A 12,488-nucleotide genomic window follows, 5' to 3' on the forward strand; every position below is an offset into this window, starting at 1 on the left:
TCGGTCTCCGATGTTCTAAACGGTACCTGAGGGCAATAAAAAACCGACCTCGAAGGGTCGGTTTTTGCGACGGTCGCGAGCCGGAAATCAGCTTTGCGGCGGCACGTAGCCCGAGGCCGTATCGGCGCCTTCGCCGAAGAAATACTTCTCCGTCTGCTTGAGCAGATACTGGCGCGCGCGCGGGTCGGCCATGTTCAGGCGATTTTCGTTGATGAGCATCGTCTGCTGCTTGAGCCAGCCTTGCCACGCTTCCTTCGAGACCGTCTCGTAGATACGCTTGCCGAGTTCGCCCGGCAGCGGCGGAAAGTCCAGTCCCTCGGCTTCCTTGCCGAGCTTTGCGCATTGAACCATTCGGGCCATCTGTGTTTCTCCTTTATCGACCGGTGTCGGCGTGGCCTACCGGTTCCATGATTTGCAATCCGGACACGCGCGGCGCGCGTCCGTTGTCAGTTCAAAGCTGTTTCATCAAGACGAGCGACTTGCGCTGCCAGTTGTAGAGGCGGCGGCGGTCTTCCGGCAGGTCGTCCACCGTCACTTTCACGAAGCCGCGCTTCAGGAACCAGTGTTCGGTACGCGTCGTCAGCACGAAGATGCGGGTGAGACCGCGCGCGCGGGCGCGCTGCTCGATGCGCTTCAGAAGCCGCTCGCCGTCGCCGGAACCTTGCGCTTCGGGCGCGACCGTGAGACACGCCATCTCGCCGATGCGCTCCTGCGTGTACGGATACAGCGCCGCGCAGCCGAAGAGCACGCCGTCGTGCTCGATGACCGAAAAGTGATCGATGTCCCGCTCGATCTGGTGACGCCCGCGCCGCACGAGCGTGCCGTCGGCTTCGAGCGGCTCGATCAGCGTGAGAATGCCGCCGACGTCGTCGGGCGTGGCTTCGCGCAGGCTTTCGAGGTTCTCGTACGAGATCATCGTGCCGACGCCGTCGTGCAGGAACAGTTCGAGCAGCACGCTGCCGTCGAGCGCATACGGAATGATGTGCGCCCGCGCCACGCCGCCGCGGCACGCGCGAATGGCGTGCTTCAGATAGAACGCGGTGTCGCCCTGCAATTCGCCGGATTCGTGCAGGCGGTACGCGTCGTCCAGCGACATTTCGCGCACCAGTGCGCCTTCCTGATCGACGAGACCCGGAATCTCGGTCACGAAGATGATTTTGTCGGCGCGCAGGGCGATGGCAGCGGCGGACGCGACGTCTTCCATCGACAGATTGAAGGCTTCACCCGTCGGCGAGAAGCCGAGCGACGACAGCAGCACGATCTTGTTGCTCGCGAGCGACTGGCGCACCGAGTCGCCGTCGATCTTGCGCACGACGCCCGTGTGCTGGAAATCGACGCCATCCAGAATGCCGACCGGCCGCGCCGTCACGAAGTTGCCGGACACGACGCTGATGTGCGCGTGCGCCATCGGCGTGTTCGGCAGGCCCTGGCTGATGGCGGCTTCGATGTCGAGACGCACTTCGCCGGCGGCTTCCTTCGCGGATTCGAGGGCGCGGGCATCCGTTATGCGCAGTCCATGCGAGAACGACGACTCGACGCCGTGCAGGCTCAACTGTTCGTCCAGCTGCGGACGCGAGCCGTGGACGAGCAGGATCTGAATGCCCATCGCGTGCAGCAGGCCGACGTCCTGCACCAGCGCGTTGAGCCGTCCTTCCTGCACGAGTTCCCCGCCGAACGCGACGACGAACGTCTTGTTCCGGAACGCGTGAATATAGGGCGCCACGGAGCGCATCCAGTCGACGAACTGGCCGAGGGAAGTCGGCGCGTCAGCTTCGCTTGCGGGCGGCTGCGACGCGAGGGTGAGGTCGGTTTGGGAATTCATGCCGGGATTATAATGCGACGCTATGCCGAATGTTTCCAGACGCCCCGTTCAGCCGGGCCAGCCGCAGTCCGCCGATAAGACCCTCACCGCTCAGGAGCAGTTGAAGAAACTGCGCGAGAACCTGTTGCGCGATGCGCGGCCGGACGAGGCGCCGGGCGAATCCGCCGGGCTCAGCAAGAAGGAGCTGGCGGCGCGGCGCTTTGCGGGGGCGCAGGCGCCGGCAGGCGGAGCGAAAGCGACGCAGCCTTCGCGCGATGCGGGCGCAGGGCGCGCGCCGAAGTCATCGGGCGACGCGGGTTCCAAAGGGCGAAGCGCGGGCGAGCGCGGATCGGGTGCTGCGAAGACGCATCGCGCTGCTGTGTCGAGCGCGGAAAGCGCCGCACGGCCCGTACAGGCGAGCCAACGTGACCCGGCATCGGGGAAGTCTGATCGCGGGACATTGTCGCCCGTTGTCCGAAGCACGGACGATGCTGCGAAGCGGGTTCCTTCTGATCAACGCGGCGCAGTTGCACCGAAGTCGGATCGCGCAACGCAATCGCGAACTGGCCGAAGCGCGGAGCACAGCGCAGGTGCGGCACAGCCGGGCCAACGCGGCGCGGATGCGCCGAGGTCGGATCGGGCGATTCAATCGAGCGGTGTATTCGGCGCGGAAAGCGTCGTCAAGCCCGAGCAATCTAACCAACACGGTGCCGGCGCGAGGAAGCCCAATCGCGCGGCGCAACCAGCGGCTGTCTCGAACGCGGAACGCGCGGCGAACCCGGCACAATTGAATCGACGCGGCGCAGAGGCGGCGGAGCCGAGTCGCCAAACGCAATCGCCTGCTGTGCGCGGCGCGGGATCGGCACAGTCGGATAAGCGCGAAACGAGCGCGTCGCAGCCGCGTCATGCGGACCAGTCGGACGTTGGCCACAGCGCAAGGAACGGCACGAACGTCGAGCAGCCCGGCCGGCGCGGTGCGAGCGCGGTGGAGCGGCATCGCGCGGATCAATCGCCCGCTGTTGCGGACGCGCAGAAGCCGGCGCAATCGAATCAGCGCGAATCGGAGCGCGCTCGGTCGCAGGAACGCGAGGCGGCATCGTCGGTCGTCGAAACGGACGACGCGCCCCGTGCCGACGACGGCGAATCGCATCGCGAGGCCCGCCGCGCGAAAGCCGACGAGCAGACGCACGCGGCCGCCGCCGAACGCGCTGACCGCATCGCAACGCAGGACACAACGCCGGCCGAGCGCAATCCGCACCACGCCGACAGGCCGCGCGCCGAAGCCCACGCCAACGCCAACGCCCGCCCCGACCGCAAGCGCGACAAACCCCGCACCGTCACGCCGAACCCCATCCCGCCGATCACGTTCCCCGAGGCGCTGCCCGTCTCGGGCCGCCGCGAAGAGATCGCGCGCGCCATCGAGTCGAATCAGGTCGTCATCGTCAGCGGCGAAACGGGCTCCGGCAAAACCACGCAGCTGCCGAAAATCTGCCTCGCGCTCGGTCGTGGCCTCGGCGGCGGCGGCGCGGGCCTGATCGGCCACACGCAGCCGCGCCGGATCGCGGCCTCGGCGACAGGCCGCCGCATCGCGGAGGAACTCGGCACGCCGTTCGGCGAAGTCGTCGGCTACAAGGTGCGCTTCACGGACAATCTCGCGCCCGGCGCGTCCGTCAAGCTGATGACCGACGGCATTCTGCTCGCCGAAACGCAGACCGATCCGCTGCTCAAGGCCTACGACACGATCATCATCGACGAGGCGCACGAGCGCAGCCTCAACATCGACTTTCTGCTCGGCTATCTGAAGGAAATCCTGCCGAAGCGCCCGGATCTGAAGCTGATCGTCACGTCCGCGACCATCGACGCCGCGCGGTTCGCGCGCCACTTCGGCAGCGAGGAAAAGCCCGCGCCGGTGATCGAAGTGAGCGGGCGGCTGTATCCGGTGGAAATCCGCTATCGCCCGATCGAAGAGGAAAGCGAGGCGATCAAGAACGCGCAAGGCACGCCGCAAAAGCGCAGCGACCGCAGGACGGACCGCGATCTGATGGAAGGCATCGTCGATGCCGTCGACGAACTCTGCCGCGAAGGCCCCGGCGACGTGCTCGTGTTTCTGCCCGGCGAGCGCGAAATTCGCGACGCCGCCGAGGCGCTGCGCAAGCACCATCCGCCGCATACGGAGATTTTGCCGCTGTTCGCGCGCCTGTCGGCGCAGGAGCAGGAGCGCGTGTTCAGGCCGTCGAACGCGCGGCGCATCGTGCTGGCCACGAACGTCGCGGAAACGTCGCTGACGGTGCCGGGCATCCGCTATGTCGTCGATACGGGCACCGCGCGCGTGAAACGCTATTCGTACCGCAACAAGGTCGAGCAGTTGCAGATCGAGCCGGTGTCGCAGGCGGCGGCGAACCAGCGCGCGGGCCGTTGCGGGCGCGTGGCGGACGGCGTGTGCATCCGGCTTTACGACGAAGCGGATTTTCAATCGCGCCCGCGCTTCACCGATCCGGAGATTTTGCGCTCGTCGCTCGCGTCGGTGATTCTGCGCATGAAGTCGCTGCATCTGACGGAAATCGAGACGTTCCCGTTCATCGAGCCGCCGCCAGGGCGCGCGATCGCGGACGGCTATCAATTGCTGAACGAACTCGGCGCGGTCGATGACGACAACGCCTTGACGAGTCTCGGCCGCGAGCTTGCGCGCCTGCCGCTCGATCCGCGCGTCGGCCGCATGATCCTCGCCGCGCGCGATCATCACGCGCTCACCGAAGTGCTCGTGATCGCCTCCGCGCTCTCGGTGCAGGACCCGCGCGACCGGCCGATCGAAGCGCAGGAGCAGGCCGACGAGAAGCATCGCCAGTTCGTCGACGAGCGTTCCGAATTCCTGCAATGGACGCGCATCTGGAAGTGGTTCGAAGAAGCCGTCGCGCACAAGAAGTCGAACAAACAGCTCGCCGACGCGTGCCGCGCGAACTTCCTGTCGCATGTGCGGCTGCGGGAATGGCGCGACGTGCATTCGCAATTGCTGACCGTCGTGCGCGAGCATGGCTGGCGCCTGAACGAATCGGATGCGACCTTCGAGCAGGTGCATCTGTCGCTGCTGACGGGCCTGCTCGGCAACATCGGCGTGAAGGCCGACGACGAGCCGCATTATCTCGGCGCGCGCGGCATCAAGTTCCATTTGTGGCCGGGCTCGGCGCTGCTGAAAAAAGCGGGGCGCTGGGTGATGGCGGGCGAGCTCGTCGAGACGAGCCGGCTGTATGCGCGGACCATCGCGAAGATCGAACCGGAATGGCTCGAAACGGTCGGCGCGCATTTGCTGAAGAAGTCGCTCTCCGACGCGCATTGGGAGAAGAAGGCGGCGCAGGTCGTCGCGTTCGAACGCGCGACGCTCTACGGCCTCACGGTCTACGCGCGGCGGCGCGTGAGCTTCGGCAAGCAAGACCCGAAATACGCGCGGGAGCTTTTCATTCGCGGCGCGCTCGTCGAAGGCGAGCTCGACACGCGTCTGCCGTTTTTCGCGCATAACCGCAAGCTGGTCGCGGACATCGAGCAACTGGAGCACAAGTCGCGCCGCCAGGACGTGCTGGTCGACGACGAACTGATCTACGCGTTCTACGATTCCCTCGTGCCCGAAGGCATCTGGACCGGCGCGGCGTTCGAGCGGTGGTATCGCGACGAACAGAAGAAGGAGGGCAGGCAGCAACTGCTTTTCCTGTCGCGCGACGACCTCATGCGCCACGAAGCCGCCGGCGTCACGACCGATCTGTTCCCGAAGCGCATGACGATGTCGGGCATCGAGATGACGCTGTCGTATCACTTCGAGCCGGGCGCGCCGCGCGACGGCGTGACGCTCACGGTGCCGCTCTACGGGCTGAATCAGATCGACGCGCGCCGCGTCGAATGGCTCGTGCCGGGCATGATCAAGGAGAAGACGCAACTGCTCCTGAAGTCGCTGCCGCAGAAGCTGCGCCGGCATGTCGTGCCGTTGCCGGAATACGCAGCCGCTTTCGCGGAGCGTCACGCTGGGCCGAAGTTCGGCGCGGGCGCGCTGATCGACGCGCTCATCGCGGATATTCGCGAACAGACGCAAATCGCCGTGAAAAGCGCGGATTTCAAGCTCGAAACGCTGCCCGCGCACCTGTTCATGAACTTCAAGGTGATCGACGAACACGGCCGGCAACTCGCGATGGGCCGCAATCTCGCGCAACTGCGCGGGGAACTCGGCGGACAGGCGCAGCAGTACTTTCAGAAGCTCACGGCGGAAGCGGCGAGCGTCGCGCTTGACGCGCTTTCGGGCGATGGCGGCGATGGGGGCGATTCGAACGTACCGGCCGCGCAGGCCGCGCCCGCCGAAAGCACCGCGCTCTACGAAAACCTGACGACGTGGAACTTCGGCAAGCTGCCCGAATTGCTGGAAATCCGCCGGCGCGGGCAGACGCTTTTCGGCTATCCGGCGCTGGTGGACCGCATCACGCACTGCGATGTCGAAGTCTTCGATTCGCCGGAGGAAGCGGCGCGCATTCATCGCGCGGGCTTGCGGCGGCTCTTCGCGCTGCAATTGCGCGAGCCGATCCGCTATCTGGAAAAGAATCTGCCGGGCCTGCGCGAAATGTCGATGCAGTACATGGCGCTCGGCACCGCCGACGAATTGCGCGACCAGATCGTCGAGACGGCGCTCGATCGCGCGTGCCTGCAAGACCCGCTGCCCGACGACGACGCCAGCTTTCACGCGCGCCGCGACGCCGCGAAGGGGCGCCTCACGTTGCTGGCGAACGAAATCGCGCGCCTCGCCGGGACGATTCTCGCGGAATACGCCGCGCTCACGAAGAAGCTCGCGCAGGCGAAGCCCTTCGCCACCGCCTACGCCGACATGCAGGCGCAGTTGAGCGGGCTGATCGGCAAACGCTTCGTGATCGATACGCCGTACGCGCAGCTGGCGCACTTCCCGCGCTATCTGAAAGGCATCGCGCTGCGCATCGACAAGCTGAAGGCCGACGCCGCCCGCGACGCGCGCCTGATGGCGGAATTGCTGCCGCTCGTGCAGCAGTATCAGCGGACGTTGTCGCAGCGCGGCGGCGTCGCGGATGCGCGGCTCGCGGAGTATCGGTGGCTGCTGGAAGAACTGCGCGTGTCGCTCTTCGCGCAGGAATTGCGCACGCCGATGCCAATATCGGTGAAACGCCTCCACAAGGTCTGGGAATCGATGCAGCGGTGACGCGGCCGCGTTCTTGCGCGAACGTGGCGGAAAGCTGCGCCAACAGACGGCATTTCTTGCGCACGCGCACCGTATTGCGCAAAAAGAGCCGCATCGTCAACGCGTTGGAGCATGCAAACGTTCTACAATGACGCCTGCTTTCCGACGTGTACATTCATGCGCTCCACATTCTTCTCCGGCCGCCTCCGCGCGGCCGTCGCCCGCGCCGCGCGCTTCGCGGTTCCGGCCGTCGCAGCGTTTGCCGCGACCGCGGCATTCGCCAATAACGTCATCGTCCTCAATTCGGCGGAAGCCACGCTGAGCCTGATCGACGAAAACACGCATCAGGTCATCGGCACGGTGCCGACCGGCAAAGAGCCGCATCACCTGATGCCGACGCCCGACAATTCGTCGCTGATCGTCGCGAATTCGGTGTCGAACAACCTGATGTTCGTCGACCCGAAAACGGGCGCGGTGCAACGCTGGGTGCAGGACATCGAGGACCCGTATCAGATCGGTTTCTCGCCGGACCGCAAGTGGTTCGTGTCCACCGGCCTGCGCCTCGACCGGCTCGATATCTACCATTACGACGGCAAGAACCTGAGCCTCGCCAAGCGCCTGCCGCTCGCGACCATGCCGAGCCACATCGCGTTTTCGAACGACAGCACGACCGCGTTCATCTCGCTTCAGGTGTCGGGCGAGATCGCGGCCATCGACCTGCCGACGCAGACGGTCAAGTGGAAGATGAAGGTCGGCAAGGTGCCGGCCGGCGTCTGGCTGACGCCCGGCGACAAGTTCCTCCTCGTCGGCATGACGGGCGCGGACTATGTGGCCGTCGTCGACTGGCGCAACCAGAAGGTCGTGAAGACCATCACGACCGGCAAAGGCGCACACAACTTCCGCTCGATGGTGGATGGCAAGCATGTGCTCGTGTCGAACCGCGTGGCGAACACCATCAGCATCATCGACGAAGACACGCTCACGAACGTCGGCGATATCACCGGTCTCTTGCCCGGACCGGACGACATGGAACTTTCCGCCGATAAAAAGTATCTCTGGGTGACGTTCCGCTTCGCGAAGCATGTCGGCGTGATCGACCTTGCAAACCGCAAGCTGATCCAGACCATCGCGGTGGGACGTTCGCCGCACGGCATCTTTTTCCTCGACCGCGCGCCGGTCACCGCGCCGAACGGCGCCTGAACGCGGCGGCGAACGGTGACAGAAGGGCGCTTGCGGGCGCCCTGTACTACGATTGAGTCACGGGCCGCTGGGCGTCATTTCCCAGGGCCGGCAGACTTCCACGGAGCACCATGTTTCACGTCATTCTCTCGTCCCTCGACAGCTTCGTCTCTTCCGTGCAGACCACGTTGTACGTGGACGTCGTGCAGCCGCTGCTGTTCAAGATCGGAATGATGGACTACGACGAAGACACGTACGACGCGCTGTACTGGGTGATCGTCGGCGTGCTGGAAGTGATCGCGATGTATGCGATCCTGCGTCCGCTGGAAGCCTTGCGCCCCGCCGAGCAATGGAAGGACCGCAAGGGCGTGCGCGTGGACGTGCTCTATACGTGGATCGTGAAGCTCGGCATCCTCAATCTGTTCTTCTTCTTCACCTTTCAGCCTATTTTCGATTCCGTGCAAAGCTGGCTGCGCATTCACAGCGTGCCGACGCTCGAAATCGACAATCTGTGGCCCGGCGTGACCACGCAGCCGCTTGTCACCTTCGCCATCTATCTGATCCTGCTGGACCTCGCCGGTTACTGGTATCACCGGCTGGAGCATCGGTTCGGCATCTGGTGGGAACTGCACGCCGTGCATCACAGCCAGCAGAAGATGTCACTGTGGTCGGACGACCGCAACCACCTGCTCGACGATGTCCTGCAAGCGAGTTTTTTCGCCGCTGTCGCGCTCGTGATCGGCGTGGAGCCGTCGCAGTTCGTCGTGCTCGTCGCCATCACGAACCTGATGCAGAGCGTGCAGCACGCGAACATCCGCCTGCATTTCGGCTGGCTCGGCGACCGGCTGATCGTGAGTCCCGCGTTCCATCGCCGTCATCACGCGATCGGCTATGGTCACGAAGGCACGGCGTACGGCTGCAACTTCGGCGTGCTGTTTTCGTTCTGGGACATCCTGTTCCGCTCGGCGTCGTTCGACCGCACGGTCGAGCCGACCGGCATCCGCGATCAACTGGGCGCGCCGGGCTTGGCGCCCGTCAATTACGGTGACGGCTTCTTCGAGCAGCACTGGCTCGCGTTCAAGCGCATCGGCGCGCGGCTTGCGGCACGGCGCGCGGCGGATTCCGGCAAGCGGCCGGCTGCCCTCTGAGCTTTCAATCGCTTTCAAGTGGTTGCCAGCGCGCCGAACCCGCGCTGGTTTATCCTGTCGCTTCACTCTTCAAACAACTCATCACGACGCATGAATGATCTGCTGCGTTCGTTCGTGCGCGCGCTGGCGAACGTGTTCCATCCGCGCATGCTCTGGCTCACGCTGATGCCGTTCGCGGTCGCCACCGCCGTCTGGGGCGCGATCCTGTGGTTTTTCTGGCAGACGCTCACCGGCGCGGCGAACGGCTGGCTCGACGGCTGGGCGCTGACCTCCGCGATGTACCGCCTGTTCGACGCCGTCGGCTTTTCGTCGCTGCACGCGGTCATCGCGCCGTTCCTCGTCGTCATCGTGACGATTCCGCTGATCGTCGTGACGGTGCTGCTGCTGATCGCCACGCTTTCGATGCCGGGCGTCGTCAAGCTGCTCACGCGCCCTCCGAAGGGCCACTATGCGACGCTCGAAGCGCGGCGCGGCGGCTCGTGGTATGGCAGCCTCGGGCATTCGGTGCTGACGACCATCGTGTGTCTCGCGGCGCTCGTCGTGACCTTGCCGCTCTGGCTGATCCCGCCTTTCTTCGCGCTGATTCCGCCGCTCCTGTGGGGCTGGCTCACGTATCGCGTGATGACCTACGACGCGCTCGCCATGCACGCGAGCCCCGACGAACGGCGCGCGATCGTGCGCGAATCGCGCTGGCCGCTGCTCGCCATCGGCATCGTGAGCGGATTGTTGAGCTCCGTTCCGACGCTGCTCTGGGCGTGGTCGGTCTGGCTCCTGCCGCTGTTTCCGGTCGTGGCCGCGGTGACGATCTGGGCGTATGCGTTCATCCTCGTGTTTTCGGCGCTGTGGTTCGCGCACTACTGCCTGCACGCGCTCGCGCGGCTGCGGGCGAACGAGCCGCGTTATCCGGCCATCACGGCGCAGTCCTGAACGGCAGTCAACAGAAAGAAGAGGCACTCATGGGCATTGGCGTCATCATCATCGGCGACGAAATCCTGTCCGGGCGGCGCACGGACAAGCATCTGCCGAAAGTCATCGAACTGTTGGGCGCGCGCGGGCTGTCGCTCGACTGGGCGGGATACGTCGGCGACGATCCCGCGCGCATCACCGCGACGCTCGCGCGCACGTTCGCGTCGGGCGACATCGTGTTTTCGACGGGCGGCATCGGCGCGACGCCCGACGATCACACGCGCCAGTGCGCGGCCAAGGCGCTCGGCGTGCCGCTCGCGTTGCAGCCGGAAGCGGCCGAGCTGATCCGCGCGCGCATCCGCGACATGGCGGGCGACCAGCCGGCGGATCTCGATTCGCCCGAGAACCTGCATCGGCTGAACATGGGCATGTTCCCGCAAGGCGCCGAGATCATTCCGAACAGCTATAACAAGATTCCGGGCTTTTCGGTCGGCGACCATCACTTCGTGCCGGGCTTTCCAGTCATGGCGTGGCCGATGATCGAATGGGTGCTCGACACGAAATACGCGCATCTGCACCACGCGACGCCGTATGTCGAGCGTTCGCTGCTCGTCTTCGGGCTGCCGGAATCGCGCATCACGCCGCTGATGGTCGCCATCGAGCGCGATTTCGCCGGCGTGCGGGCGTTTAGCTTGCCGAGCGTCGGCGATGCGGCGCGCGGCGCGCTGTACGCGCGGCCGCACATCGATCTGGGCGTGAAGGGCGATCCCGAGCGCGCGAACGCCGCGTTCGAGGCGCTGCGCGAAGGCGTGGCGGCGTTGGGCGGCGAAGTCGTCGAAGTGCCGCCGGAGGACGCGCGTTGATCCTGCTCGAAGTCATCGCGACGACGGTCGCGGACGCGCGCGCCGCCGAGCGCGGCGGGGCGAACCGCATCGAACTGATCACCGCGATGGGCGAGGGCGGGCTGACGCCGAGCATCGGGCTGATCGAAGCGGTCGTGGATGCGGTCAAGATTCCGGTGAACGTGATCGTGCGGCCGCATAGCCGCTCGTTCGTCTACGATGCCGACGATCTGGCCGTCATCCTGCGCGACGTCCGCGCCATCGCGAAGAGCCGCGCGAATGCGATCGTCGTGGGCATGCTGCGCGAAAACGGCGAGATCGATACCGATGCGCTCTCGCGCGTGATCGAGGCCGCCGATGGCTTGCCGCTCACGTTCCACCGCGCGATCGACGAGGCGCGCGATTTATCCGCCGCATTCGACACGCTGCTCGGCATCGACGCCATCACGAACGTGCTGACGTCGGGCGGCCAACCGTCGGTGCTGCAAGCGCAAGCGCAGATCAGGTCGCTCGTCGAACGTTCGCAAGGCACGCATTGCACCGTGCTCGCGGGCGCGGGCTTGACCGTCGACGCGGTCGCGCCTTTCGTCGCTGCGACAGGCGTGCGGGCGGTGCATTTCGGCTCGGGCGTGCGGATCGGCGGCAAAGGGCTCGCGCCCGTCGACGAAGCCGCGGTCGCCCGCGCGCGGGCATTGCTCGACCGCTAGCGCCCGACGCGCCGCGTCACGCCCCGATCCACGGCAATCCGCGGAAGCACCATCCCGACACCGTTTTGCGGTGCCCTTGACCGTCCTTGTCGCCTTCGAAGCCTTCCAGCAGGTCGTAGGCTTTCGTGAACCCCTGATTCTGCGCGGCGACGGCGGCAAGCTTCGAGCGCGCGGCGCTGCGGCACAGAAACACGAGCGGCGTATCCGGAGTGGCGATTTGTCTTAATTGTTCGATAAACTCAGCGTTTGGCACCGAACCGGGATAGCGGATCCATTCGATGTGCGCGTACTGCTCGCCGTTGATCGCGGGCCTGCCCACCCAGTCGAGTTCCGCGCGCGTGCGCACGTCGACGAGGCGAGCGCGCGGTTCCAGTTGGAGGAATTCGAAGGCTTCGGCGGGCAAGAGCGCGCCTGCGTAGGTGAGGTTGTTCTCGGCGGCCCGGCTCGCGGCTTTGCCGTACAGTTGGTCGAGCGTACTCATGGCGAGGTGTCTCCGTTCGCTTAAAGAATTGATTCTAGCTTGGCGGCTACGCGTGCAACCCGGAACATCTCAAGCACTTTTTCGGTGCAGGAATCGAGACGAGCACAATGGAAGTGCACCAAGATGGCCGTGCTAGGATGGATGCACCTGTATGGTGCCAGCGGCTTGGCCCGGGCGGCGTCCCACAACCGGACGCGTTTGGCGCCTGCTTCAAAAACGCCGTCGCATCAATCATTTAGCCG

At 65.5% G+C, this 12,488-nt stretch carries 9 protein-coding genes; 6 read left to right on the plus strand and 3 right to left on the minus strand.

Annotation, left to right across the window (positions count from 1 at the left end):
* Positions 1 to 87: 87 nt before the first annotated feature.
* Both NCR35_RS06360 and argA read right to left on the minus strand, forming a co-directional pair.
* Positions 88 to 360 carry an oxidative damage protection protein gene (locus NCR35_RS06360; protein ID WP_062636188.1) on the minus strand — a complete coding sequence of 91 codons (273 nt, stop codon included), beginning with the start codon at positions 358 to 360 and terminating at the stop codon, positions 88 to 90.
* Positions 361 to 451: 91 nt separating this feature from the next.
* Positions 452 to 1,822, minus strand: a complete 1,371-nt coding sequence (gene argA / locus NCR35_RS06365; RefSeq protein WP_175939965.1) for an amino-acid N-acetyltransferase — start codon at positions 1,820 to 1,822, stop codon at positions 452 to 454.
* A gap of 766 nt (positions 1,823 to 2,588) precedes the next feature.
* Between argA and hrpA the strand changes: the two genes are divergently transcribed.
* The 6 genes from hrpA to NCR35_RS06395 all read left to right on the plus strand — a co-directional run bounded on the left by hrpA (position 2,589) and on the right by NCR35_RS06395 (position 11,765).
* Complete coding sequence (gene hrpA, locus NCR35_RS06370; RefSeq protein WP_250533684.1) at positions 2,589 to 7,004, plus strand: ATP-dependent RNA helicase HrpA; 4,416 nt, start codon at positions 2,589 to 2,591, stop codon at positions 7,002 to 7,004.
* Positions 7,005 to 7,160: 156 nt separating this feature from the next.
* Positions 7,161 to 8,183 carry a YVTN family beta-propeller repeat protein gene (locus NCR35_RS06375; protein WP_250533686.1) on the plus strand — a complete coding sequence of 341 codons (1,023 nt, stop codon included), beginning with the start codon at positions 7,161 to 7,163 and terminating at the stop codon, positions 8,181 to 8,183.
* Between the two features lie 110 nt (positions 8,184 to 8,293).
* A complete protein-coding gene (locus tag NCR35_RS06380; RefSeq protein ID WP_250533687.1) occupies positions 8,294 to 9,310 on the plus strand; it encodes a sterol desaturase family protein in 1,017 nt (338 codons plus the stop codon).
* Positions 9,311 to 9,400: 90 nt separating this feature from the next.
* The gene (locus tag NCR35_RS06385; protein WP_250533689.1) at positions 9,401 to 10,237 is read left to right on the plus strand and encodes an EI24 domain-containing protein; all 837 of its coding nucleotides are present in this window, start codon (positions 9,401 to 9,403) and stop codon (positions 10,235 to 10,237) included.
* Positions 10,238 to 10,266: 29 nt separating this feature from the next.
* A complete protein-coding gene (locus NCR35_RS06390; protein WP_250533691.1) occupies positions 10,267 to 11,079 on the plus strand; it encodes a competence/damage-inducible protein A in 813 nt (270 codons plus the stop codon).
* On the plus strand, positions 11,076 to 11,765 hold the full coding sequence (locus NCR35_RS06395; RefSeq protein WP_250533693.1) for a copper homeostasis protein CutC: 690 nt from the start codon (positions 11,076 to 11,078) through the stop codon (positions 11,763 to 11,765). The genes NCR35_RS06390 and NCR35_RS06395 overlap by 4 nt, the downstream gene beginning before the upstream one ends.
* A 16-nt stretch (positions 11,766 to 11,781) precedes the next feature.
* Here the strand turns inward: NCR35_RS06395 and NCR35_RS06400 are convergent, their stop codons facing one another.
* A complete protein-coding gene (locus NCR35_RS06400) occupies positions 11,782 to 12,246 on the minus strand; it encodes a rhodanese-like domain-containing protein (protein WP_244848345.1) in 465 nt (154 codons plus the stop codon).
* Positions 12,247 to 12,488: the final 242 nt, after the last annotated feature.

Origin of the sequence: Caballeronia sp. AZ10_KS36 (assembly GCF_023631105.1) — a bacterium.
Classification (GTDB): domain Bacteria; phylum Pseudomonadota; class Gammaproteobacteria; order Burkholderiales; family Burkholderiaceae; genus Caballeronia.

Bases quoted from the DNA above. Each gene is read 5' to 3' on its own strand.
- NCR35_RS06360 (WP_062636188.1), bottom strand. From the start codon at position 360: ATGGCCCGAATGGTTCAATGCGCAAAGCTCGGCAAGGAAGCCGAGGGA.
- NCR35_RS06380 (WP_250533687.1), top strand. From the start codon at position 8,294: ATGTTTCACGTCATTCTCTCGTCCCTCGACAGCTTCGTCTCTTCCGTG.
- NCR35_RS06375 (WP_250533686.1), top strand. From the start codon at position 7,161: ATGCGCTCCACATTCTTCTCCGGCCGCCTCCGCGCGGCCGTCGCCCGC.
- NCR35_RS06385 (WP_250533689.1), top strand. From the start codon at position 9,401: ATGAATGATCTGCTGCGTTCGTTCGTGCGCGCGCTGGCGAACGTGTTC.
- NCR35_RS06400 (WP_244848345.1), bottom strand. From the start codon at position 12,246: ATGAGTACGCTCGACCAACTGTACGGCAAAGCCGCGAGCCGGGCCGCC.
- argA (WP_175939965.1), bottom strand. From the start codon at position 1,822: ATGAATTCCCAAACCGACCTCACCCTCGCGTCGCAGCCGCCCGCAAGC.
- NCR35_RS06390 (WP_250533691.1), top strand. From the start codon at position 10,267: ATGGGCATTGGCGTCATCATCATCGGCGACGAAATCCTGTCCGGGCGG.